The 25,411-nt window shown below is 31.3% G+C and carries 19 protein-coding genes and 1 pseudogene; 14 read left to right on the top strand and 6 right to left on the bottom strand.

Translation table 11 applies throughout. From position 1 onward, the window contains the following. On the top strand, positions 1-536 hold a 536-nt coding region (locus B3603_RS20185; protein WP_291568318.1), incomplete at its 5' end, for a PPC domain-containing protein. 167 nt (positions 537-703) lie between these two features. On the opposite strand, the gene B3603_RS20190 is transcribed toward B3603_RS20185, so the two are convergent. Beyond that, positions 704-1,366: an SDR family NAD(P)-dependent oxidoreductase gene (locus tag B3603_RS20190; RefSeq protein WP_291568319.1), complete on the bottom strand. Its 663-nt coding sequence runs from the start codon at positions 1,364-1,366 to the stop codon at positions 704-706. 36 nt (positions 1,367-1,402) lie between these two features. Beyond that, on the bottom strand, positions 1,403-2,023 hold the full coding sequence (locus B3603_RS20195; RefSeq protein ID WP_291568322.1) for a Crp/Fnr family transcriptional regulator: 621 nt from the start codon (positions 2,021-2,023) through the stop codon (positions 1,403-1,405). Between the two features lie 780 nt (positions 2,024-2,803). On the opposite strand from B3603_RS20195, the gene proB reads away from it, so the two are divergent. Further along, positions 2,804-3,616 carry a glutamate 5-kinase gene (gene proB, locus B3603_RS20200; protein WP_291568324.1) on the top strand — a complete coding sequence of 271 codons (813 nt, stop codon included), beginning with the start codon at positions 2,804-2,806 and terminating at the stop codon, positions 3,614-3,616. Between the two features lie 26 nt (positions 3,617-3,642). Next, positions 3,643-4,887, top strand: coding sequence for a glutamate-5-semialdehyde dehydrogenase (locus tag B3603_RS20205; protein ID WP_291568326.1), 1,245 nt, complete (start codon positions 3,643-3,645; stop codon positions 4,885-4,887). Between the two features lie 57 nt (positions 4,888-4,944). Here the strand turns inward: B3603_RS20205 and B3603_RS20210 are convergent, their stop codons facing one another. Continuing rightward, on the bottom strand, positions 4,945-6,393 hold the full coding sequence (locus tag B3603_RS20210; protein WP_291568358.1) for a PLP-dependent aminotransferase family protein: 1,449 nt from the start codon (positions 6,391-6,393) through the stop codon (positions 4,945-4,947). Positions 6,394-6,563: 170 nt separating this feature from the next. On the opposite strand from B3603_RS20210, the gene B3603_RS20215 reads away from it, so the two are divergent. The 4 genes and pseudogenes from B3603_RS20215 to B3603_RS20230 all read left to right on the top strand — a co-directional run. Beyond that, positions 6,564-7,685 (top strand): aminotransferase class I/II-fold pyridoxal phosphate-dependent enzyme, encoded by a 1,122-nt coding sequence (locus tag B3603_RS20215; protein WP_291568328.1) that lies wholly within the window; start codon positions 6,564-6,566, stop codon positions 7,683-7,685. Positions 7,686-7,694: 9 nt separating this feature from the next. After that, positions 7,695-8,681 carry an ornithine cyclodeaminase family protein gene (locus tag B3603_RS20220; protein WP_291568330.1) on the top strand — a complete coding sequence of 329 codons (987 nt, stop codon included), beginning with the start codon at positions 7,695-7,697 and terminating at the stop codon, positions 8,679-8,681. Positions 8,682-8,765: 84 nt separating this feature from the next. Further along, positions 8,766-9,713, top strand: coding sequence for a PhzF family phenazine biosynthesis protein (locus B3603_RS20225; protein ID WP_291568332.1), 948 nt, complete (start codon positions 8,766-8,768; stop codon positions 9,711-9,713). Between the two features lie 219 nt (positions 9,714-9,932). Then, positions 9,933-10,058: pseudogene (locus B3603_RS20230) on the top strand (transposase); the annotation flags it as partial. A gap of 310 nt (positions 10,059-10,368) precedes the next feature. On the opposite strand, the gene B3603_RS20235 reads toward B3603_RS20230, so the two are convergent. Beyond that, positions 10,369-12,141 (bottom strand): multicopper oxidase family protein, encoded by a 1,773-nt coding sequence (locus B3603_RS20235; RefSeq protein WP_291568334.1) that lies wholly within the window; start codon positions 12,139-12,141, stop codon positions 10,369-10,371. A 326-nt stretch (positions 12,142-12,467) separates the two neighbouring features. Between B3603_RS20235 and B3603_RS20240 the strand changes: the two genes are divergently transcribed. Together B3603_RS20240 and B3603_RS20245 are read left to right on the top strand one after the other, a co-directional pair. Beyond that, complete coding sequence (locus tag B3603_RS20240; RefSeq protein WP_291568336.1) at positions 12,468-13,214, top strand: nitroreductase family protein; 747 nt, start codon at positions 12,468-12,470, stop codon at positions 13,212-13,214. Between the two features lie 508 nt (positions 13,215-13,722). Continuing rightward, positions 13,723-15,342, top strand: a complete 1,620-nt coding sequence (locus B3603_RS20245; RefSeq protein WP_291568338.1) for a vanadium-dependent haloperoxidase — start codon at positions 13,723-13,725, stop codon at positions 15,340-15,342. Between the two features lie 563 nt (positions 15,343-15,905). Here B3603_RS20245 and B3603_RS20250 read toward each other — a convergent pair. Next, positions 15,906-16,583, bottom strand: coding sequence for a cysteine hydrolase (locus B3603_RS20250; protein ID WP_291568340.1), 678 nt, complete (start codon positions 16,581-16,583; stop codon positions 15,906-15,908). A 311-nt stretch (positions 16,584-16,894) separates the two neighbouring features. Here B3603_RS20250 and B3603_RS20255 point away from each other — a divergent pair, with 311 nt between their 5' ends. From B3603_RS20255 to B3603_RS20275, 5 genes are all read left to right on the top strand, one after another. Beyond that, the gene (locus tag B3603_RS20255; protein WP_291568343.1) at positions 16,895-19,225 is read left to right on the top strand and encodes a xanthine dehydrogenase family protein molybdopterin-binding subunit; all 2,331 of its coding nucleotides are present in this window, start codon (positions 16,895-16,897) and stop codon (positions 19,223-19,225) included. Further along, the gene (locus tag B3603_RS20260; RefSeq protein WP_291568346.1) at positions 19,225-20,064 is read left to right on the top strand and encodes an FAD binding domain-containing protein; all 840 of its coding nucleotides are present in this window, start codon (positions 19,225-19,227) and stop codon (positions 20,062-20,064) included. Before B3603_RS20255 ends, B3603_RS20260 begins: the two co-directional genes overlap by 1 nt. After that, complete coding sequence (locus tag B3603_RS20265; protein ID WP_291568349.1) at positions 20,061-20,534, top strand: (2Fe-2S)-binding protein; 474 nt, start codon at positions 20,061-20,063, stop codon at positions 20,532-20,534. Before B3603_RS20260 ends, B3603_RS20265 begins: the two co-directional genes overlap by 4 nt. A 528-nt stretch (positions 20,535-21,062) precedes the next feature. Further along, positions 21,063-22,805, top strand: a complete 1,743-nt coding sequence (locus tag B3603_RS20270; protein ID WP_291568352.1) for an ABC transporter ATP-binding protein — start codon at positions 21,063-21,065, stop codon at positions 22,803-22,805. Continuing rightward, on the top strand, positions 22,795-24,540 hold the full coding sequence (locus tag B3603_RS20275) for an ABC transporter ATP-binding protein (RefSeq protein ID WP_291568354.1): 1,746 nt from the start codon (positions 22,795-22,797) through the stop codon (positions 24,538-24,540). Before B3603_RS20270 ends, B3603_RS20275 begins: the two co-directional genes overlap by 11 nt. A 100-nt stretch (positions 24,541-24,640) precedes the next feature. Here B3603_RS20275 and B3603_RS20280 read toward each other — a convergent pair whose 3' ends face one another. Continuing rightward, positions 24,641-25,111, bottom strand: a complete 471-nt coding sequence (locus B3603_RS20280) for a cupin domain-containing protein (RefSeq protein WP_291568356.1) — start codon at positions 25,109-25,111, stop codon at positions 24,641-24,643. Positions 25,112-25,411: the final 300 nt, after the last annotated feature.

Consider the following 25,411-nt stretch of genomic DNA (forward strand, 5'->3'; position numbering starts at 1 on the left):
CTGATTATAATAATTATGTAGCATATGCTACTAATAGAGATAATGGAAAATTAACAGGATCATATAATGCTCCTTCAGCTGGAAGATATTATCTAGTTGTGTACAAGTTCTCTGGAACAAGTGGATCCTATACTATTGATGTTAAAGGAGCTTTATCTTCTAAGGATAATTCTCCAGTAGACACAAATGATACCTTTAGAACTGTAAATGGACCTATACTTTCGAATACAATTACTAAAGGAACGCTTGATGAAAGTAATGAAAAAGATATTTTCTACTTTGATGTTACTTCAGCAGGAGAAATTGATATTGCAGTAAATAATGAAAATGCCATAGGAATGAATTGGATGATTTATAGTGAATCCGATCATAATAATTGTGTAGCCTATGCTACTAATAGTGACAACGGAAAATTAACAGGATCATATGATGCTCCTTCAGCTGGAAGATATTATTTAGTTGTATATAAGTTCTCTGGAACAAGTGGATCCTATACTATTGATGTTAAAGGGCCCCTATCTTCTAAGAATAAATAATTTTATATAATAAACAAGAGAAATTTAACTTCTCTAATTTTAGTTAAATTTATATTTTATAAATCCAGAGAAGTAAAAAGTGATGGTATTATTCCATCACTTTTTTTAGAATATTACAAAATGAATAAAGAAAAGTTATAGAGGATAAAATTATGCTTTTGAAATATTTATTTCCCAATAATAATTTCACCCCTACCATCATCTTTAGATTTAATTTCTTTTGCAACTTCAGATGGAGATTTTAATTTGCTTATATCTTTTACATATGTTGAATCTTCCCAGAAAGGCGTATCCATACCTCCCATATATACTGCAGTTATCTTTATGTCTTTATCTGCAAGTTCTTTTTGAAGACTTTCTGTAAATCCTCTAACTGCAAACTTACTTGCGGAATATATGGTTTCATTAGCTTTTCCTCTTAATCCTGCTGTAGATATTATATTTAATATTTTTTGATTTATACAAGGGAGTAGCTTTTGTGTAACTAGAATTGTTCCCTTAATATTTACGTTTATCATAGTATCCATCTCACTTATAGTAAGTTCTCCTAGAGGTCCAAAGAACCCTACTCCTGCATTATTTATTAAATAATCTATAGTAATATGATTTTCACTAATATACTTTCCTAACTCTTCTACAGATTTAGGGTTGCTTATATCACAAGTAACATATTCTGCTGTTGCCCCCATTTGAATAATTTCATTTAATATTTTCGCTAGTTTTTCTTTATTGCGACCAACTAATATAATATGATTTTTATCTTCGCCATAACATTTGGCAAGTTCTGCTCCTAAGCCACTTCCAGCTCCTGTAATCAAAATTTTTTTCATAGTTTATCCCTCCATTTACAAACTTTTAGTAATAAATTAATCATATAAATCTTTAGCTAATTTTTCTAATCTATCTCTATCTAAAATTTTTATAATATTTCTTTTCCTATATATAATTTTTTTATCCATTAAAGAATTAATAGTTCTAATCAAATGCCTATAACTAGTTCCTAATAATTCAGCTATATCATTTAATTTAAAAATCTCAATTTCATCCGAATTTTGATTTGAATTTTCACTATCATAGCTTAATGCTAAAATATAACTTGCTAATCTTTCTTCCAAAGGATATGAAAAATTGTGCATACTAGAATCTGAACTTGTACTTAATTTATATGAGAATATTTTAGATATATATTTATAAAAATTAATATCATCATTAGCATATCTTCTCATATCATCAAAAGATATCACTATAAACAATGCATCATCTAAGCACTGAACATTACAGGTTGGTGGTTTATTTCCTATAAACTCTATGTCCCCAAGAATTTGTAATGGATTATAGAATCTTAATGATAATGCTTTACCATTTTTAGAGATTGTATATATCTTAACTGTTCCTTTAACAAGAAAATAAAGATGTTCTATATCTCCATTAGACATATAAACATGTTCTTCTTTGTGAAATGAATACAACTCCATATAATTTGTCATATCATTTTAAAATATTTTATCTATATCAAATTTTTTTACGTAATGCTTTATATCTTTTCTGTTATCAATTTTAATCATTACCATCACCATTTCTATATTATATTAAATAAAAAGCTCTTAAAATGACATATGTCATTTTTCTATGACTCTTAATATATATTTTGCATTATTATTAGTGTAATAAAAGATTTTATTATATTTGTTTCACAAATAATAAATTACCAAATAGTATTAACAACTATAATACCAAAGAATCTGTTATATGAATAAATTTAAAAGTAATAGAAAAATATCTGTTAATACTATGATTTAAGGATATATTATTAGATATAATAATACTAATATCACTTTACAAAAATATATTACAACATCGGCATTCTCAAGATATTTAAACATATTTTTATGTAAAGAAAGATAATTATTTAATGTTTTAACCATTAATTTATTGCAAATACTAATCATAGAACCAAACACTCTTCTTTATACTTATTGTTTGTGCATGATTTATTGTTTGGTTCATTGCATTTTTTGATAGTCATTTTTGACTATTTGTAAAGTAATGTGGTATTAATAAACTTATGTTTTTGTGATAATATTATTATAAGTTTAACTAACGAATAAAACTATTGAAAGGAACTAAGGCATTTTCAAAAATAACTAGTCATTAACTAGTATTTTATATTATACTCCGTCAAAATTTACTATCAGTATGTCTTTTATCTATAAGAAATAGATGGTAAATCTTTGATTAATTATTTTAATGCCTAAAAGGAAAGAAAAATGAAATATCGTGAAAGTATTAAAAAATCAAAAAGAATAATTATAAAAATTGGTACGTCAACTTTAACTTATAGCAATGGGAACATAAACTTAGGAAGAATTGAAAAAATAGCTATGTCAATATCTGACTTAATAAATAGTGGGAAAGAAGTAATCCTTGTAACATCTGGAGCTATAGGTGTTGGAGTAAGTAAAATGCACCTAAAGAAAAAGCCAAAAACTATTAAAGAAAAACAAGCGGCAGCATCTGTAGGTCAAGTGGCACTTATGAATATTTACAGCAAATTGTTTGGAGAATATGGCTATTCAGTAGGTCAAATACTTCTAACAAGAGATAATATAGAAAGTGAAAGAAGCAGAAACAATGTTGTAAACACCTTTGAAACTTTGCTAGAAAGTAGAATAATTCCAATAGTAAATGAAAACGATAGTGTATCTATAGATGAAATTGAAAATGTATCTAGATTTGGAGATAATGACAACCTAGCAGCAATAGTTTCTACTATCGTGAATGCAGACCTTTTAATAATATTATCAGATATCGATGGATTTTATGACTCTAATCCAAGAACAAACAAGGATGCAAAGTTTATAAAAGAGGTAAAATCTATAACTGATGAAGTAGAAAGTTTTGCAGAAGGTGCAGGAAGTAAATTAGGTACAGGCGGCATGGAAACTAAAATACATGCAGCAAAACGTGTAACCGATAGTGGTACAAATATGATATTAGCAAATGGAAAAGACCCAAGCATACTTATTGATATATTAAATGGAGAAGAGGTAGGAACTTTGTTTCTTGGAAAAGAAATATAAATAAAATATAAAGGGGGTAGATTTAGATGAAAGAGTTAATTTCAAAAGGTAAAAAAGCAAAAGAAGCTTCGTACATATTATCAAATAGTTCAACAAATGAAAAAAATAAAGCCTTAAATGAAATGGCAAAAGCCTTATTAGAAAATTCTAAGGACATAATAGAAGCAAATAAAATTGATATAGAAAATGCAAGAAATAAGGGAACATCAGAATCAATGATAGATAGATTGCTTCTAAATGAGGATAGAATCAAAGGAATGAGTGGTGGCTTAGTACAAGTATCAGGGCTAGAAGACCCTATAGGCGAAGTAAGTTCAATCGTAATTAGGGCAAACGGATTACAAATAGGAAAAAAAAGAGTGCCTCTAGGAGTAATAGGAATAATATATGAGGCAAGACCAAATGTTACTTGTGATGCAGTAGGATTATGTTTAAAATCGGGAAATACAACAATATTAAGAGGTGGAAGTGAAGCTATAAACTCCAACAAAAAAATAGTAGAAGTATTAAAGGGAGCACTTGAAAAAACTCAATTACCAGTAGAGTGTATCCAATTAATGGAAGATACAAGTAGAGAAACTGTTAAAGAAATGATGAAGTTAAATGAATATATAGACGTGCTAATACCAAGAGGAGGAGCAGGATTAATAAAATCAGTAGTGGAAAATGCCACAGTACCAGTAATAGAAACAGGAACAGGAAACTGTCACGTTTATGTTGATAAAAACTGCGACTTAGAAATGGCAAAAGAAATAGTTATTAATGCAAAAACTACTAGACCAGCAGTTTGCAACTCTGAGGAAAAATTACTTGTTCATGAAGATGTAGCAAAAGAATTTATTCCAGTAATAGTAGAAGAATTAAGAAAAAGAAAAGTAGAAGTCAGAGGAGATAAAAATTCTATAGAAATAGTAAATAATATAATATTAGCAGATGAAGAGGATTATTATAAAGAATATCTAGACTACATAATTTGTATAAAAGTAGTTAAGAACATAGATGAAGCTATAGCTCATATAAATAAATACGGCTCAGGACATTCTGAAGCCATAATAACAAAAGACTATGATAATGCTCAAAAATTTCATCAACGTGTAGATGCAGCAGCAGTTTATGTAAATGCTTCCACTAGATTTACTGATGGAGAGGAATTTGGGTTTGGAGCAGAAATAGGTATAAGTACTCAAAAACTACATGCAAGAGGTCCAATGGGACTTAAAGAACTTACTAGTAATAAGTATATAATATTTGGAAATGGTCAAATAAGGTAATGATTAAGTAGTGAAAGAAAATAATTAATATTATTTTCCTCACTACTTTTATTTTATTTAGTACATACTTTCAATTAATTCTGATAATTTAATCAAGCCTTTTACCAATTCATCAGGTGAAGCATAGGAATAAGAAATACGTATATGCTGGTTTTTTGAAAAATCATATATGCTTCCAGGAGTTATTAGAAGTTTTTCCTTTAAAGCTAAGTCAAATAATCTATCCGTTGAAATATTTTTGTTAAGCTTTAACCAAATATAAAATCCTCCAGCAGGTACATTCCAAGTAGCGATATCTTTAAAATGAGATTCTAGTGTATGTAAAACTAAATCACGACGCTCTTTTAAATTTTTTCTTAGAATGAGTAAATGCTGATCGTAAAGTCCGCTTTCCAGCAATTCTGCCAATGCCCATTGTGAAAGAGAACTTGATCCATAATCTGTTTGCATTTTTACATCTCCTAGACGCTCTACGATAGATTCAGGTCCAGCTAGCCAACCTATACGAAGGCCTGGTGCTAGGGATTTTGATATACTTCCCATATATAGAACTATACCGTTTTTATCATGAGCTTTTAACGGGTGAGGAGGAAGTTCATCTATCCATAAATCTCTATATGCATCATCTTCTATGATTGGTAAACGGTTATTTTTACACCAATCTAAAAGCTCCATACGCCTTGCTTCTGTCATAACTATACCAGTTGGATTATGAAAAGTGGGTATGGTATATAGTAAAGGTGTTTCTTTTAGATAGCGATTTCTATCTAGAGCCCAAGGAGTAATACCACTGCTATCCATAGGAACTCCACTAAGCTTCATTCCTGCAGATTGAAAAATATGTAGTGAGTTTAAGTAAGATGGAGATTCAACAAATACCGTTGAACCTGGTCGTAGCATACATACTGAAATTAATTGTAAAGCCTGCAATGAACCAGAAACAATCAGTATGCAAGATGGTGGTACATATATCCCATACTTTGTTAAGTATTGACTCAAAACTTTTCGCAGCTCAAGAAGACCAAGAGGGGCTAAATAGTTTAAGTCATATGCTCTTTCAGGTAATTTTCGTAAGACCTTATCCATCATATCACGAGGGAATAAATTAGGTGACAGTTCACAAGTACCAAGTCGTGTGATACCATCAACAAATTCCATCTTGTTTATAGTTTGAATAGTAACAGAGTTGGATTTATGTATGCTGGAATCAATATAGTGCTGCCAGTTTGGTGGAGAAGTAGACAGTAGCAAAGACCAAGTGTTATTAACAATTGTAGTGCCATGTCCGGATTTACCTTCTAGGATTCCAAGAGAGGTTAACTCTTCTAAAGCCGCAACTATAGTGCTTCTATTAACATCAAACATTTTTGCAAGTTCACGTTGAGAGGGAAGCTTATTACCAATAAGCCAGTCGCCTTTAGAGATCTTATTACTAATATAGTTAACAATTTGTTTGAAAATTGGAATATTACTGGTTTTATCAGGTTTCCATTCTATATTTACTATATTAGATGTTCTATTTTTCATGCAATTGCCTCCTTATATATTCAAATAATGTTCTTTTCGATCACTCCCATTATAACACTTGGTTGGTTTGACATTCAATAAATGGATGGATACAGTATTAAAACCTTTCAGTATAATAAAAGAAAAATAAGAAAGGTTAGGTGATAACTATGCGTATAAATGATTTTAAACTGGAAGTATTCTTTGGAAAGCATGAATTCTCAGCTCCATATTTATTGACTCAATCAGATTGTGAGTCAATGTCTGTAAAAGAACTATTAGCTCTTGAGCCTGGGGCAGAAGAAGGATTGTTAAATGGATGGTTAGGATATACTGAAGTTCCTGGAAGTCCAGAACTACGAAAAGAAATCTCAAAGCTTTATAAAAATATTAATTCAGAAGAGGTCATTGTTCATGCTGGTGCGCAAGAACCAATATTTAATTTTTTGAATGTGTGTTTAGAACCTGGGGATCATATGATATGCCAGTTTCCAATATATCAATCTCTATATGAGGTAGGTAATGCTATTGGATGTGAAGTGTCCAAGTGGTCACTTAAACAAGTAAAAAATGGTTGGTCTATAGATTATGACGAATTAGAAAAAATGATTAAGCCAAATACAAAGCTAATTTGTGTTAATAGTCCAAACAATCCTACAGGATATATATTTACAGAAGAAGAAATGAGAAAGATTGCCGACATTGCTCGTAAGCATGATATATATGTATTCTGTGATGAGGTATATAAAGGTATTGAACTAGACGGGGTTAAACGACCATGGTTTGCAGATATTTATGAAAAAGCTATATCCCTTGGGGTAATGTCTAAAGCATATGGTTTAGCTGGACTTAGAATTGGTTGGATTGCAACAAAAGATAAAGAAATCCTTGAAAAGATGATAAAGATGAAACACTATACTAGTATTTGTTGCAGCAGTACTGCTGAATATCTTGCAACTGTTGCTTTAAAGCATAGTGATGAGATTTTAGAGCGAAATCGTAAGATCATTGAAGGAAACCTTGAAATAGCAGATAAATTTTTTGAAAAGTATGCTAATTTATTTAAATACAACAGACCAGATGCAGGGCCTATAGCTTTTCACAAAATGAATATTAATATGCCAATAGGAGAATTCTGTGATAAATTGGTTGAGGAAAAAGGAGTATTACTTCTACCAGCAGATATATATGCCTTTAAAGATAATTATTTTAGGATGGGATATGGTCGAAAGGATTTTGAAACTAATTTAAAAGTTTTTGAAAATTACTTAATTGAAAAGAAACTTGTGTAGGTAATTAGTATGAAAACGTTGCTACTTAATCAGAAAGAAGTAAAGCAAATATTAAATATGACAGATGCTATTGCTGCAGTAGAAGAAGCATATAAGGACTTTAATAGAAAATTGGTAGTTCAGCCACCAATTCTTTCTATTGATGTACCAGAACATAATGGAGAAATGGATCTAAAGGCTGGGTATTCAAAGTCCACAGAGATGATTACTGTTAAAGCTGCAGTTGGTTATTGGGATAATCCAAAGTGTTATAAATTACCTACACTTTTAGCAACCATAACTTTATATGATGGAAAAAATGGTTATCCAGTATGTATAATGGATGGCAGCTTGATTACAGGATATCGAACAGGTGCCGCTGGTGGTGTTTCTGCTAAGGTATTAGCGAGAAAAAATTCAGAAGTTGTAGGTGTGATTGGTGCTGGAAATCAAGCTAGAATGCAGGTATCAGCACTTAAAGAGGTCTTACCTATAAGGACAGTAAAAGTTTGGAGTCCTATAGGTGAGGATATGTTGAAGTATAAGCAAGATATAGAATTAATGCTTGATATTGAGGTTATCCTATGTGATAAACCAAAGGAAGCTGTAAAATCTTCAGATATTATTGTCACTGCAACATCTAGTAAAAATTTTATTGTACAAGATGAATGGATTAGTCCCGGCACCCATATAATAGCAATTGGTGCAGATATGGAAGGTAAGCAGGAGCTTGATTCAAAAATTTTTTCCCATGCTAAAATAGTTGTAGATAATATACAGCAGTGTGTACATCGTGGTGAGACACAAAATCCAATAAGAGAAGGTATCATTACTGAAAAAGATTTACATGGAGAAATTGGTGAAATCTTATTAGGTACTAAATTGGGGCGTGAAAATAATGAAGAGATTACTATATTTGACTCTACAGGAATATCCATTCAAGACAACATAACTGCTTGCATGATATTTAAAAATGCAATTCGATTAGGGATTGGACAAGATATTGAATTGGTATAATTAGTGGATTTTACTTGTTATGGTTTGTCTATATTATAAAATAAAAGGAAATGTTTCTTAAATAAACTTAGGAGGAATTTAAATATGGGAATATCAGTTTATATAGTAAATGCTTTTACTAAAGATAATAAAGGGGGTAATGGTGCAGGTGTAGTTGTAGATGCTTCTATGCTTAACACCTCAGAAATGCAAATTATTGCAAGAGAAGTAGGGTTATCTGAAACAGCTTTTATAATTTCTAATGCTAATAAAAAAGAACATAGTAATTCTAAGAATCTAGAAGATTATGATTTTGAAGTTAGATTCTTTACACCAACTCAGGAAGTTGAGCTTTGTGGTCATGCTACTATCGCTAGCTTTTATACCTTAGCAAAGCTAGGAATGATAACCTGCGATGGTGGAAAAAATCAAAAAATTATAAGGCAAAAAACTAAAGCTGGTATATTAGATGTAGAGCTTAATTTTAGTGATGGTAACATAGCTAACGTTCTAATGACTCAAGCAGAGCCTAAATTTTTATTTGAAATAGATGATAGTAAAGAACTTTGTGATATTCTAGGTATTTCAAGCGAAGATATTTTTATAGAATCTTTTAAGACAAAACCTCAGGCAGTATCTACTGGACTTGCAGATATAATGCTTCCTGTTAAAAATCTTAAAGTATTAAAATCAATTAATCCTGATTTTAAGAAATTAGCAGACTATAGTAACTCTTTAGGTGTGATTGGAGTTCATGCTTTTACTTTAGAAACAGAAAATGATACTTCCACTGTTTCTACAAGGAACTTTGGCCCAGCAGCAGGAATTGATGAAGAAAGTGCAACAGGAACTTCTAATGGAGCGTTAGGAGCTTATCTTATAAAGAATGAAATTATAAAAGTTAATGAAGATGAAAATACAACTATTTATTGTGAACAAGGATACTATATGGACAATCCTAGTGAGATAACAGTTAAAGTAGAAAAAAGTTTCGAAAGAATTAGTATTAAAGTAGGTGGAAAAGCCTCAATAGTGAACAAAACTGAAATATAATTAGGTGTATTCTAAAGGGCTTCTGCCCTTTTTTTATTTATGGACTTTAGTCTGTTGAGCTCGTGAACGTGTGGAACAATAAACTACCTACTATGCGAGTGGATGACAATTTAGTTATACAAAAACTCACCTTTCCATTATAATAGAAGTGTTCAAGCTACTATTATAATTATAAGAAAGGTGAGTTTTAGAGATAAAAGTTTAGCACATACAAGGTGGATGTGCAAGCATCATATTATATTTACACCTAAATTTAGAAGAAAGATAATATACAACAAATATAAAGAAAGTATAAGAGATATATTAAGAAATTTGTGCAAATATAAGGTAGTAAAAATTATAGAATGATATCTGATGACTTTATACTTATAAAATTCTCATAGAATCTTTCTTTATTAACTTTTATTTTTTCATTGTATCTATCATTTTTAGGAGCTACTTTTTTATATTTAGCTAGTATTAATTTCGCTTGCTTTTTCTTTGTTTTAAATAACTTCTGATATCACAAGTAGTAAAATAAAAAACTATAGAAATGAGTTAGAGAATATGACAAATTAATTGTATTTATATTCTATAAACTAATATATCACTTAGCTTGTCCACTTTTTTACATTACACTTATTTATTAACTGTTTAAGATATATTATAACAAGTATTATTCACCTAGTTTGTTTACTATCACCATAGGTCTCATCATTTCGTTATCTTCATGGTCTAATAAATGACAGTGCCATACATACCCAGGAAAATCACTTGGATCAAATGGAAATAAATTATCTCCAAGTTTTACCTCTTTAGGATCTTCTATACTTGGAAACATTGGTACAATTATTCTAGTAACTTGACCAGGATAAGCTATAACAGTGTCCTTCCATCCACATTCTGAAGGTGTTGGTTTAATAGGCTTTCCTATCAAATAGGTGTCTGGATCTATTATTTTTGTAGGATGGCTTAAGGGTGACGAACCATTTATAACATTAAAATCATTAGCATATGAAGTGCCGTCAATAGCTTGTCTATTTAACACTTGAAAATTTATAAGGTGTATATGAATTGGATGTGCTCCTCCAGTTATATTTACTATTTCCCATACTTGAGTAGAGCCTACTAGTGGCTTTTCAGACACAGGTGCATGCCATAGTTGTCCGTTTAATAAAAGCGCTTCTAGTCCTCCTTCATTTATTGCTGCGTTTAAAACAACAACTCTTTTAGAGACTGTTTCCTGTAGTTTTGGAATATTATTTAATTTGCAAGGTAATTTTAAAGGACGACAGTTATATTTGCACTTTTCTATTTTAAACTGCATTACTTGTCCTGTTGTTTCTTCATCTAACGGTGAGTTTTCATTTACATTTAGTAATAATACTTTTTCATCTGTAAATTTAGAAAAGTCTATTATAACATCTATTCTTTCTGCTGGTGATAAAGTTATTTGATCTACATATATTGGTTTTTCAGCATATCCAGAATCAGTACCAATTATTATAAAGTCTTTATTATTTGATAATTTAAAAGTATAAAATCTTGAATTTGAACTATTTACTATTCTAAATCTATAAGGTCTTTTCTTAATATTTAAATTTGGCCACACCTTACCATTAACAACATTAGTATTTCCTAAAAATGCAGGTCTCCAATATGGATAATTGTTTGGATTGATTCCATTAGATGGAAAGTGTAAGCTGCCATCTTCATTAAAGGACTTATCTTGTACTATAAGTGCTATATCATATTTACCTTGAGGGAGTGGAGAGCAATCCTCACAATCTAATATATTATAAGGATCTTTTATTATATATGCTCCAGTTAAACCAGCATAAACATTTAATCTAGTAATTCCCATTGTGTGATCATGGTAAAATAAATTTGAGGACTGTTGTCGATTTAAATATTTATATACATTAGTTTCATATGATGGTCCTGTTATACCATTGAAGGTAAACCATGAGTCAGGAAATCCATCGTATTTAGCTTCAGTTTCTCCTCCATGAAGGTGGGTAACTGTAGGAACTGGAAATTGTGCTTCAATAAATCCAGGAGGAAATGGTGGCCATGGCTTTGGAGGTATTATAAAATTGTTTGGATTTGCCCAGTGAAGAGTTGGGTCTACAGGTAGTATATGCTCACTATCTATTTTATTTCTCCACTCTACGGATATAGCTTCATTTTTTTTAACTATAAATGAAGGACCTGGAGTAGATGATACATATTCTTCTGTATCGTCATTGCTATAAACTATACCTCCATATGCATATACTGTAGTCTTAGGATAACCCTCTGGTAACATTTGAACTTCAGTTTTAAATATATCTACTTTATAAGTTGGTATACATTTATTTAGTGTACAATCATACTCTGATATAGGTTTAAAAACAGGTAATATATCGAGATCAGATGTGTATTTTGGTATTGTTTTTGAATCAATCAAGAAATCATCTCCTTCTCATTTTAGGCATCTGAAGGAAAATAATAGATTAAAGATGTTAGTATATTTTAAGCATATGAAATAAAATAGCTAGTTAAAGATGCGAAATATATTTTGCATCAGACAAGAAGACAGGTTTTCATGATAGTTTAACTATCATGGAGTTCTGACAACGCAGTATGATGGAAAATAGGATAACATACTGGTCTATTATTTTTTTGAAGATGCCTTAATTCAATGTATGATTAATTTCTTGTTAAGGTTACGATCTGTAAAATTGAAATGAAGAGAAAATAAAATAAAGATAATGATAAAAGGGAGTAGATTAAATGAGTAATGAGGTAATTGCATCTTTAAAAAATCATAGGTCAATAAGAAGCTTTGAAAAGAAAATAATTGAGAAAGAGATTTTAGATGAAATACTAGAAGCTGGAGTTAGGGCTGCTAATGGAGGAAACTTGCAGGGATATTCATTAGTTGTAGTTGACGACTTAGAAAAGCTAGAGGAACTTGGAATATATAATACACCCCTTGTAATAATAGCATTAGCAGATGCCTATAGAACTAAAAAGTGGTTTGCTACTTTTGGTGAGGATAAAACACCTGTAAATACAACTCATGGATTCTTCATAAATAACTGGGATGCACTAATTTGCCTTCATAATATTCAAATAGCAGCAGAAAGCCTAGGACTTGGCACATATTATAATGGAGATGTAACTTCTAAGGATTTAAGAAAGATTATAAATAATCCGGTGTATACTTTCCCATCAGGAATGCTATGTTTAGGATATCCAAAGAATGAAGGTAGGCTTTCAGATAGATTACCACTGGAGGCTGTTGTGCATTATAACTCCTACAAAATACCTACAGAAGAAGAAATAAGGGAATGGTATGGTGAAAAGGAAAATTTATTTCAAACTAGAAACAGTAAGGAAAGACTAGATGAGTTAAAAGATAGGGGAATTTCTAACATAGCACAAGCTTATTCTAAAAATAAATTTAAAAAAGATGAGATAGACATATTAAGTAAAGGAATAAAAAGAAACCTTAAAGAGTCTGGATATGATATATAATCATCATATAAATTATAAAATATCTTAAAAATTAATATATAGCCAAATATAACTACACCCTTGAGTTTTTCAATTCACGATTCACAATGCGAAATTCACAATTAAGGTGAAAATTATTTTTGATCAAAATAATTTCTTTAATGGATTTTTTAACTAGCAATACAATTGCTAGTTTTCCACCTCTGGGAAACTTAATCAATTGAGAATTGAGAGTGGAAAATTGACAATTAAGGTGGAATTTATTTTTAGGCAAAATAATTTCTTTGAATGGATTTTTTTGGCTAGCAATTTTATATTGCTAGTTTTTTTAGATATCTAATAATTTAATAATATATGGCGAACACTGTTCGCCGCTACGAAAAATCAGCGTAATTAAATTATATAACATTTGAGATTAAGAATAGAAATTTAATCACTCGATACATATAATATACTGAAGAATTGATATAGATAGTATATTTAAATTTGAATATAGTAAAGTTCCAATTAAATAGTAGGAGTGATTAAGGTGGAAGAAAAGCATGATAAAAAGAAAGAAGTGAATCAAGGCGAAGATAAAGTTTGTATTACTAAGTCCGTATGTTCTAAATATAATGCAATAACAGATCAGTGCGAGATTGGGCCTTTGACGCCTGAACAGAGGCGCATTGAGGCCTTTGAAAAACGAATTCAATCTGCTTTATTTCAGAAGAATTTAATTCTTCAAGGTCAAAGATGCAATGACGATGAAATTTTGTATGCAAATAAGATTGGAAGTTATACAAAGGCTTTACCTCATAATTTGTTAGGAGAAGTAAATTTAGAGGCCTACAACATTTGGATAAACACATTAACCACTGGGAATCCAGAAAAATTTGAGTTGTTACCGCTAGGAGGGACTAGAAAATTCTCTAACCCTCAGGCATCGTATGCGTATGAGATGGTTGGACCTGATTCTCATCATCTTACTATGGCACCAGCTCCGAGCTTTTCTAGTGCCATAGAAGCAAGTGAAATGGCTGAGGATTATTGGATGGCTTTAACTCGTGATGTCCCTTTTGTAGATTATAACACCGACCCTGGAACTAGGGCTGCAGCTGAGGATTTATCAAGGTTTTCCAAGTTTGATGGTCCTAAATGTAAATGTAAAGTCACTACGGAAACACTATTCCGTAGTAATGTACCTGGCGCTTTGGAAGGACCATATGTTTCACAATTCCTCTTGAAGGATGTTCCATTTGGGGCAAAAACTGTAACACAGAATTACATTGCACCTGTGGGAAAAATCGATTATATGACTTCATATAATGAATGGCTTAATATACAGAATGGACAGGCGCCATCTTCAACATTAAAACCTGATCCAATACCTCGATATATTAGTAATGGCAGAGTTCTTGGTGAATATGTTCATAAAGATAGCAGCATTCAGGCTGCAGTAACGGCTTTTTTGATACTACTAAGCTTTGGGCAGGAAGCTTTGTCTTTGAGTAATCCCTATTTATTCTCAAAAACCCAGGAGGGGTTTGCCACCTTTGGTGCTCCACATGTTTTGGATTTTGTGGCTCGTGCATCAAGGATGGCCCTTGAAGCAGCCTGGTTTCAAAAGTTTTTGGGTCATCGAAGATTAAGGCCCGAAGAGTTTGGGGGATGCGTACAAAATCTTAAGACAGGTGCCGCAAGATATCCGATTAATCCAGAATTATTAAATTCAAAGGTATTAGAGATAGTATTTGAAAAATATGGAACCTACCTTCTACCTATGGCCTATCCTGAAGGATGTCCAACTCATCCGGCATATCCTGCAGGCCATGCAGCTCACATTGGAGCGGAGGTAACTATTTTAAAAGCATTTTTCAATGAGGATTATATTATTCCTAATCCAGTAGTAGCTAGCGTTGATGGACTTAAGTTACAACCATATCTTGAGGGGGATCTAAAAGTAGGGGGAGAATTAAATAAGCTTGCTGCAAATATTGCCCTTGCACGAGATTTTGCAGGTGTTCACTGGCGTTCAGACGGTTTAGAGGGTATGAAACTTGGAGAAGCTGTGGCAATAGGATTACTTCAGGATTATAGAAACACCTATAATGAAGAATTCCACGGTTTTTCCTTCACAAAATTTGATGGCACAAAGGTAATAATTTAAAAAATATATCTGTAAAATATGAAATAGTAAATACTAATTATTTCTAAAAATTATCATTCTGCAACCTTCTGGACAAATTTGTAATAAAGTTATGATCAAATAAGAGGTCTGCTTGAAAGTGAATTTTAAATCAGTTTCAAGCAGACCTTCTATAATTTTTTGAAATTTTAATTTTGAAGCTGCTAGATATCGTGAGAATCTATTATCAGGTAGTAATGACATTCTGTGTCTCTTACATTTTTAAACTGATGTCTGTTACTACCTTGAAAAAAATAGAGTCTTCAGTCTCTAATTTAAATTTTTGATCTCCGATAAGCACTTCTAATTGTGAAGTGCACACTAAAGTTTAGATAAAAATCTAAATTTTTGGAGGCGCATTTTCTGGTAAAAAGAATATATTCAACTGAATTGAAATCAGAGATTGAATTATTTTAACTACATATTCCATTAATACTAACAAATACAAATTAAAATTGTTGATGATTATTACATAAAAGTTTTTTATTTATATAATATAGTTTTAATACGTGATGTTGCTAGATTAAAACTGAACTTTACTTTTTTTATTGAGTATGATAGTGAAAGCTAATTAAACTAACCTTTGTTAGGACTGTTCGATCTCTAGTTCCAGGACTATTAAGCATATGCCATGCAGTGTATTGTTCAGCATAGGGATTATTAGCAGACATGCAGTCAACGGGAACAATAACATTGTAACCTCGGAAAGCAGCACTAGTTCCTGTATGAAGAACTGCACCATTAGCAGCGTAACCAGTAACTATAACAGTTTTAATACCTTTTTCTTGTAATATTTCTTCTAAATTGGTTTTATAGAACTTATCTACGTTTGATCTCACAATAGGATCACCTGGCAAAGGAGTTAACTGCTTGACAATATCTTCAGGATTTCCCACAGGTGTAAGGCTATACACAATTAACATGCCATTTTTACGGGCTTTCGTCAATAAATTATGAATATTAGGGATAGAGGCTATACAGCGAGGGCTTTTGCATATAGTGGTCTCCATATCTAATATTAATAATGCACTGTTTTTTGGATCAATTGCTACTGACTTCAGTTCAGGTGCAGGAGGGGGAGAGACGGTATTCCATTTATCGATGATTGTTTGATTCGTTACTTCAGCCCTTATGTTCCTAGGATGCCAGTATCCGCTATAGTTAGGATTAGCATCGCTGGAGTGTTCAACCCAGTTATTAGAAATAGGACAAAAATATATCACATTAATCCTCCTAATATGATTTTATATCATTACATATTATGTAATGATAAATAAAAAGTTACTTTAAATGTAAAATTATACATATCTAAAGAGTTTTGTGAATTTTACTTATTGCGATTCGCCTCTACCACGAATACGGATTTAATAAAATTAACTTTTTTAATATACAAACGCCTCTAAAGTACTCATAAAAATAGTTGAGTTTACATATTTAATGCAGTTATTTCTATACAAAGATAACTCATACTCATAATAATTAACTATGATAAATATATTATAAAAGAAAATGATGTTATTTCATGGAGTAGCTAATGTATGATTTTAATGTGATAGGTAAAAATGTACCAAGAAAAGAATCTTTAGACAAAGTAACAGGTGCAGTAAAATATACAGATGATTATGAAGCTGCTGAACTTTTACATGCAAGAATGGTAACAAGTCCTTATGCTCATACAAAAATAAAGTCTATTGAATATAAGGATTCACTAAAAGCTTCCGGAGTTAGAGCCGTTTTAACAGGACAATACTTTCCACATCTTATTGGATCTACTATTATTGATAGACCTCCCATCGCAATAGATAAAGTAAGATATAATGGTGAACCGGTGGCAGTGGTAGTAGCTGATAGCGAGGCTGAAGCTGAAAGAGCTGCTCAGATGATAAAAGTAGAATATGAACCTCTGCCGGTAGTGAATTCTCCAAGTGAAGCGATAAAGAAAGATTCACCGTTGGTTCATAAAAGACTTGGTGATTATGAGATTATTGATGAAGTTTTTCCGGAACCTAACACAAATATCGCCAACAGAACTAAGATTAGAAAAGGTGATATAAAAAAAGGATGGGATGAAAGTGAGGTAACTGTAGAGGCAAGTTTTTCATTTCCACCTTCTGATCATGCTGCTATGGAGACAAGATCCGTGTCAGCAAGAGTATTACCAGATGGAAGGGTTATTATATACTCTTGTTCTCAGGCGCCATTTACCATAAAAGGGCTTATAAGCCATTTCTTTAATATCGATCCTGGCAAGGTTATTGTTCATGTACCTCTTGTAGGTGGTGCCTATGGAGGTAAAACAGCTGTGCAGCTAGAGTTTATTGCTTATTTATGTTCAAAAGCTGTTGGAGGAAGACAGGTTAAACTTACTAATACAAGAGAAGAAGATTTTATTACATCTCCAGTTCATATAGGTCTTGACGCGAAGATCAAACTTGGATCTACAAAAGCTGGGAGGCTTACCGCTGCTGAGATAACCTATTTATTTGATGGCGGCTCATACTCTGATAGAGCTGTAATTATAAGCAGAGCAGCGGGAGTAGATTGTACAGGACCTTACAATATTGAAAATGTATGGTGTGACTCAATGTGCGTGTATACTAACCATCCTTATGCTGCAGCCTTTAGGGGATTTGGCCATCCTGAACTTACCTTTGTAATAGAAAGAGCAATGGACATTTTAGCAGATAAGCTAGGAATGGATCCCTTAGAATTAAGGTTAAGAAATGCAATTCTACCGGGAGATACTAGTGCTACACAGACCTTGCTTAATAAAAGCAACTTAGGTAATTTACCAAAATGCATACAAAAGTTAATTGAATTAATACATTGGGGAGAAGTAGATGAATCTAAAACTGAGGATGGTAAAGTTAGAGCTAAAGGTGTAAGCTGTTTCTGGAAAAATTCAAATACAGCTTTAAATGCAGGAGGAGGAGCAGTTCTTACCTTTAATTCAGATGGAAGTATTAATCTTATTTGTGCTGCAGTTGAAATAGGGCAGGGAATTAAAACAGCTTTAGCACAAATATTAGCAGAAAAAATGAAAATGGATGTAGATCAAGTTCATGTAGTAATGGAAGTTAATACTGAGACAAATCCTGATCACTGGAAAACAGCTGCAAGTAGAACTACTTTGTTAATTGGAAAATCAGTTTTAAGAGCAGCAGATGATGTTATTAAGCAACTATGTGACATTGCTGCTATTGTTCTAGCGTCTTCACCAGGTGAACTGGATGTTGGTGGAGGAAAAGTATTTTTAAAAGATAATCCTGAAATAGGAATAGAAATTAATAAAATTGCATTTGGATATACCTTTCCCAATGGAAATTCAATTGGTGCACAGGTTATTGGAAGAGGAAGTTATGCTTTGAATAATATAACAAGATTAAATCCTGAAACCGGCAAAGGTAATACAGGTCCTGAATGGACTGTTGGAGCAGCAGCTGTAGAGGTAGAGCTTGATAAAAAAGAATATACCTACAAAATTATAAAGGCTGCTTGTGTTGTAGATGCAGGTAAAGTTATTAATGCTGGAGCAGCAAGAGGTCAGATATCTGGTGGCATGAACTTAGGTTTAAGCTTTGCTAGTCGTGAAGCATTTTTGTTTACGGATAAAGGTATTGTTCAAAATAAGCAGCTAAGAACATATAGCATTATGAGATTAGGAGAAAATCCAGAATATCTTGTGGATTTTGTAGAAACTCCAAATTTTGATGGTCCATATGGTGCAAGAGGAATTGGAGAATATGGTGTAATTGGAATGCCTGCAGCACTTGCAAATAGTTTATCCCGTGCAGTAGAAGCACCTCTTAATCAATTGCCGTTGATCCCTGAATTCATATGGAAAGTAAAAGAGGGGGGACATTAATGATTGCATTTAATTTTGAATATTATAAACCTAATTCGTTGGATGAGGCGGTAAAGTTATATAAAGAGCTTAGTGATAGTGGAAAGGAACCTTTATATTATTCTGGTGGTACAGAAATAATTACTATGGCAAGAAGAAATGATTTAGTTACAAAGGCAGTAATAGATATTAAAGGAATTCCTGAGTGTAATGTATTTGAAATAAAAGACAATCAGCTGATAATAGGGGCTGCAGTTACACTCACTCATATTTCTGAGAATAAATCAATTCCATTTCTAAGTAAGACAGCAGATTTTCCTGCGGATCATACATCACGTAACAAGATAACAGTTGGAGGAAATATTTGCGGTAAAATTATATATAAAGAGGCAGTTTTAGGCCATTTAATTGGAGACAGCAGTGTAAGTATATACGGAGAAAAAGGTAAAAGGAATGCTCCGATAATTCAAGCTTTTAATCAAAGACTTCAACTAGAAAAAGGGGAGTTCCTTTTTCAATTGGCAACAGAAATGAGTTACTCTAATTTACCTTATATAAGTGTGAAGAAAACTAAACAAGGAAAGATGGAGTATCCTCTAATTAGTATGGCTGCAATTAAAAAGAATAATAATATTCAAATGGCATTTAGTGGAGCTTGCCCATTTCCATTTAGATCTATGGAAATGGAAGAATATATAAATAATAAAGCTATTACGAAGGAGCAAAGAATAGAAGGGGCAATAAACCATTTGCCTGCTCCTATATTTGGTAATATTCAAGGTTCTTCTGAATATAAGAAGTTTGTATTAAAAAATTTACTGGAGTATACTTTGGAAACACTGGACGGTGAAGGAAGATGATATCATATATTGAAGAGACGAGAATAGAACTAGACATAAATGGCGAAAAGAGAAGCTTGATTGTAAGGCCTGCAGACACACTCCTTAGAGTACTTAGAGAAAATTTAGGATTAACTGGAGCAAAACCTGGTTGTGAAAATGGAGATTGTGGTGCATGCACTGTACTTTTAGATGGAATACCAATCAAATCATGTATTATATTGGCGGTTGAGGCTGTTGGACATAAATTAATTACCATTGAGGGATTGAAGGAAGAAACTATTCAAAAAGCTTTTATTAAAAAAATGGGGTTTCAATGTGGATATTGTACTCCAGGTTTCATAATGAATTGTTATGGACTTATAAAAAACAATCCCCATGCAGATGATGAAACTATTGAGGAATGGCTACAATCTAATATTTGTAGATGTACTGGATATGAAGAAATTAGAGAGGCTGTAAAATCAGTATTATTTTTAGACAAAAAATAAGGGGTATCTCCTTGGGTATTTCAGTCCGCAATTCACAATGCAAAATGCACAATTGTGGTGAAAATTATTTTTGATCAAAATAATTTCTTTAATGGATTTTAACTAGCAATACAATTGCTAGTGTTTTATTGTAGGGGCGAACAGTGTTCGCCAGTTCTTTTTAATACGTCTTATAGTTTAATATTTATTCAATAATATATGGCGAACACTGTTCACCGCTACGGTTAATAAATTCTAAATTTCTCAGTCACCACTGAGAAATATCCGAAATTGTGAATTGTGAACTGTGAATTTTGAGTTTAGTAGTTTTAGTGGTGACCATGACAAAAAATACCTCCTCTTGTTAAAATAGAAAAGAAGGATTATTTTAATTGTAAGTTGAAAATATTAGCTTATATAAGAATTAATGAATGTCAGTTGCTGTTTGAAGGATTCAGTAAGGATGTTTTTAAAAGAGAAGAAAATAATAACGGCTAGAACTATTTTAATCAAATCAAAATAGTTTTATATAAGGGAGAATTATTTGTTATGTCAAAATTAAAAATTGAGCCTATGAAAGAGCCAGATAAGATTATTAATTATTGGAAAAAAGAAAAATTAGTTGTTGCTTGTATTGTTATATTTGGAATATCCTTTAACACAGTAACTGTTTTAGGGCCTATATTTCAAGGAAAGCTTATAGATTCAATCGTTAATGGTAACGAACTATCAGAAACATTAAAGATTGCTTTTATGTTTATTGGTATTATAGGAATTATTCAGTTTTTAAGATATTTTAAACGGTTTTATATAAGAAGATTTGCAAATAGCACAAGTGCTACAATGCGTCTAATGATTTACAATAATATAATGCATAAAGATATTGAAGAACTTGATAACGAAAATATGGGTAACTTAATGACAAGAGTTATTTCAGATGTTGATATATGTGTAGAAGGTATGAGAAAGTTTACTACCGAAGTATTTGATACAGGTGTTATAATGACATCTTATTTAGTATCTATGTTTATTTATGATGTAAAAATAACACTTTTATCTGCTATTTTTATACCAATTGCAATGCTCTTAGCTGAAAAGCTAAAAGGTGTCATTTACAAATATTCAATGGATTATCGTAAAAAAAGTGGTGAGGTTAGTAGCAGCACATATGATGCAGTTGAAAATGCTATGCTTTATCGTATAAGTGGCATGGAGGCCAAAAATAGGGAAAAGTACACAAAAGAACTAGAGGATCTTCAAAGTAAAGCGATAAAAGCTAGTTTATTAGAAAATTCAATGCAACCTATATATCATGTTATAGCCATGCTTGGAGTAATGGTTGTAATTTATCAAGGGGGAACAAAAATAATTAATGGAGTATGGACAGTTGGAGAGTTTTCTACCTATATTGCCATGTTTACAGCACTTGCAATTAAGGCGAGTAAAGCAGCTAAATTATTTAATTCCGTACAAAAATCACAAGTATCATGGAAACGGATTAAGCCTTATCTTGTGGAATATAAAAGCAAAGATACTACAACTAATATAAATAGTGATAAGACAAGCTTATCAATAGAAAATCTTAGTTTTAAATATAAAAGTGGAGACAAAAATATTTTTGATAATATAAGATTTAAAGGCATTCAAGGTGAAATAATTGGAATAACAGGTCCAATAGCTTCAGGTAAATCAACTTTAGCATTATCATTGCTTGGGTTATATACATATGAAGGAAGTATAAAAATAGATGGTAAGGAGCTTTGTGATTACTCAGAATATGAACGAAGCAACATGGTTGCTTATTTAGGTCATAGGCCACAACTTCTATCGGATACTATATATAAAAATATAACTTTGGGAAACAATGAAGATATTTCTTCAGTTTTAAAAGATGTTTGTTTTGATACTGATTTAAAAATGATGCTTCAGAGTGAAGAGACCCTAGTTGGCAATAGTGGCATAAAGTTAAGTGGTGGTCAACAGGCAAGAATAGCACTTGCTAGAACACTGCTAAATAAAAATAAAATAATAATTTTAGATGATCCATTTTCTGCTATTGATATGAAGACAGAAGAAAAAATAATTCAAAATTTAAAAGAAAATTATAAAGATAGTTTAATCATTTTAGTTTCACATCGTTTAGCTATTTTTAACAACATTGATAAAATAATATTGATGAATAATGATAAAACAGTTGAGTATGGTACACATGATGAATTAATGAAAAAATCTGAAGTATATAGAACTATATATGATCTGCAATGTTCAGAAGGAGGCAATGATGGAAAATAGTTTAATAAAAAAGGCTATGATGAAGGTAGTCAAAAACAATATTAAAGTAATTATTTTATTAGTTTTTACTATTTGCGGCGTTGTTGTTACAAGCCTAATTCCTCCACAATTACTGAAATATATTATAGATAATAATCTTATACCAAAGAATAGTGATAAATTGCTTATTTTAGCTATTACTTACATAGTAGTCATTATGTTTATTGGTATATTTGATTTTGTTAAAGAAGCAGCTATTACTATATTAGGACAGAAAATTACAAAAGAAATAAGAATGGAAATGATGGAAAAGCTTGAAAGAATAAATGCAGCTTTCTTTTCATCAAATGGTTCAGGGGCTATTGTTTCAAGATTTACTAATGACGTTGATGCAATAAATTCATTATTTACAAGTGGAATTGTTGGAATGGTAGTTGACTGTTTTAAGGTTATAGGTATCATAATCTCAATTTGGATCTTTAGTGAAAAGCTTGGAATAATAGCATTAATCTTATTGCCTATTATATTTTACATTACAAGGCTTTTTCAAAAAAGGATGCTTAAAGCACAGCTTAACAATAGGATATTAGTGGGCAAGGTAAATAATCATATTTCTGAAAGCTTAAAAAATGTGCAAATGATTAAAGCTTACAGTAAGGAAGCTTATATGGAAGAAAATTATACTGAATGTTTATTAAATAATTTCGAAACTGTTGAAAAAGTTAATTTTTATGACTCAGTTTTTCCACCAATAATTCAAATAATACGTGCTATTGTAATTGGAGCAATAGTGATATTATCATCAGAGCAGTTGAATTATTTAGGTATGTCCATAGGAATGGTTGCAGCATCAATTGAATTAATATCAAATTTATTTATTCCAATAGAGAATTTAGGAATGGAATTTCAAAATATTCAGCAAGCGATCTCAGGAATAAGTAGAGTAGATGATTTTTACAATGAGATTGAGGATTCTTCGAAAGATAATAAAATTAAATCAGAAGATATTATCTCAGATGCAAGTGATATAAGTATAGCATTTAATGATATTACCTTTGAATATGAGGGGGGAGTACCTGTTCTTAAAAGCATAAATCTTAAATTGGAGGAAAATGAAAAAGTTACTTTTGTAGGAAGAACTGGAGTTGGAAAAACTACCTTATTCAAATTAATTATGGGACTTCTAAAACCATCAGAGGGAAGTATAACAATTAACGGAGTTGATGTTTATGACATACCAAATTCAGAAAAACGTAGGATATTTGGATATGTAGATCAAAGCTTCCACTTTATAAATGGAACAATAGCTGACCAAATAAGTATGCAAGATGAAAGAATAACAAGAGAGGAAATTGAAGAAGCACTGAAGTTTGTAGGACTTATAGAATATATATCATCCTTTGAAAAGGGCATAGATACAGAAATTACAAATGATTCTATGTTTTCACAAGGACAAAAACAACTTTTAGCAATAGCAAGAGCAATTGTAACAAATCCACCTATATTATTATTTGATGAAATAACTGCTAATCTAGACTCAATAACAGAAGAAAGAATAGTAACTGTACTTCAAAAAGTACGTAATAACAAAACAATATTGTCAATATCACACCGCTTATCATCTATGATAGCTAGTGATACAATAGTAATATTAAAAAATGGTAGGGTTAAGAGTGTAGGAAGCCCTGTGGAGCTCTTACAAAATAATGAATGGTACAGAAATAATATTAATATGGAAAAACTTACTTGGAGTTAGGTGGAGATTATAGAATTCTTATATGAGAAATATAAGAATTCTATAATATAAAATTTACTTTTTATAATTTTTTATATTTAGCTAATATAAGTAATATGTTTTATCTAGTTAATTTCTTTATTATATCTTCGAGATTTGGATACATATTTAAAAGTTCTGCTCTCTCAAATAGCTCAAAATCATCAAAAGTAAATGCAGGGGTTACCATACATCCAACTAAAGCAAATCCATCATTGTTCATAGAAGAACCAAATATATACCCCTTAGGAACTAAAACTTGGGGAACTTCTCCTCTTTCTACATCTAATCCTAATTGCTTAGTTATAAGTTCACCATCTGGTGTTATCATATATATAGTGAGAGCTTGACCATCGTGGTAATACCACATCTCATCAGAAGTTAATCTGTGAAAATGAGATACCTCTCCAGTTTTAAGTAAGAAATATATGCTACTAAATAATTTTTTATCTTCTCTAAAGAAGTCTTCTGATATTATTGATTCTTTGAAGTATCCCCCTTCCACATGTGGTATCATATCTAATTTTTCTATATAATATTGTGCTGATTTCATGTTATACCTCCTAAGTATAATAAATCTATTATACTAAAAATTTAGTTCAATATATAGTAAGCACTATTAGAAATAATGGAGAAGGGTGTCCCCTCGCTTCAGCTATGAAACCCCGACAATACAGAAATGTGTTGCCGGGGGTATTTTAGTTTGTATAAATTTAGAGAAAGACTTTATATTTATAATCACATTGTAATATGCTTTTTTATTCTATAGGAAGTTATAAAAAGTTAAATCTGTGGATAACTTTAAACAATACATAACCTTAAATAATGCATAATGCACAGTTCACAATTCACA

Origin of the sequence: Clostridium sp. UBA2485, assembly GCF_002341865.1 — a bacterium.
GTDB lineage: Bacteria > Bacillota > Clostridia > Clostridiales > Clostridiaceae > Clostridium_J.

What these genes read in the sequence shown, in the direction of transcription:
- B3603_RS20190 (WP_291568319.1), bottom strand. Translation starts at nt 1,366, where the DNA reads ATGAAAAAAATTTTGATTACAGGAGCTGGAAGTGGCTTAGGAGCAGAA.
- B3603_RS20195 (WP_291568322.1), bottom strand. Translation starts at nt 2,023, where the DNA reads ATGACAAATTATATGGAGTTGTATTCATTTCACAAAGAAGAACATGTT.
- proB (WP_291568324.1), top strand. Translation starts at nt 2,804, where the DNA reads ATGAAATATCGTGAAAGTATTAAAAAATCAAAAAGAATAATTATAAAA.
- B3603_RS20205 (WP_291568326.1), top strand. Translation starts at nt 3,643, where the DNA reads ATGAAAGAGTTAATTTCAAAAGGTAAAAAAGCAAAAGAAGCTTCGTAC.
- B3603_RS20215 (WP_291568328.1), top strand. Translation starts at nt 6,564, where the DNA reads ATGCGTATAAATGATTTTAAACTGGAAGTATTCTTTGGAAAGCATGAA.
- B3603_RS20220 (WP_291568330.1), top strand. Translation starts at nt 7,695, where the DNA reads ATGAAAACGTTGCTACTTAATCAGAAAGAAGTAAAGCAAATATTAAAT.
- B3603_RS20225 (WP_291568332.1), top strand. Translation starts at nt 8,766, where the DNA reads ATGGGAATATCAGTTTATATAGTAAATGCTTTTACTAAAGATAATAAA.
- B3603_RS20240 (WP_291568336.1), top strand. Translation starts at nt 12,468, where the DNA reads ATGAGTAATGAGGTAATTGCATCTTTAAAAAATCATAGGTCAATAAGA.
- B3603_RS20255 (WP_291568343.1), top strand. Translation starts at nt 16,895, where the DNA reads ATGTATGATTTTAATGTGATAGGTAAAAATGTACCAAGAAAAGAATCT.
- B3603_RS20260 (WP_291568346.1), top strand. Translation starts at nt 19,225, where the DNA reads ATGATTGCATTTAATTTTGAATATTATAAACCTAATTCGTTGGATGAG.
- B3603_RS20265 (WP_291568349.1), top strand. Translation starts at nt 20,061, where the DNA reads ATGATATCATATATTGAAGAGACGAGAATAGAACTAGACATAAATGGC.
- B3603_RS20270 (WP_291568352.1), top strand. Translation starts at nt 21,063, where the DNA reads ATGTCAAAATTAAAAATTGAGCCTATGAAAGAGCCAGATAAGATTATT.
- B3603_RS20275 (WP_291568354.1), top strand. Translation starts at nt 22,795, where the DNA reads ATGGAAAATAGTTTAATAAAAAAGGCTATGATGAAGGTAGTCAAAAAC.
- B3603_RS20280 (WP_291568356.1), bottom strand. Translation starts at nt 25,111, where the DNA reads ATGAAATCAGCACAATATTATATAGAAAAATTAGATATGATACCACAT.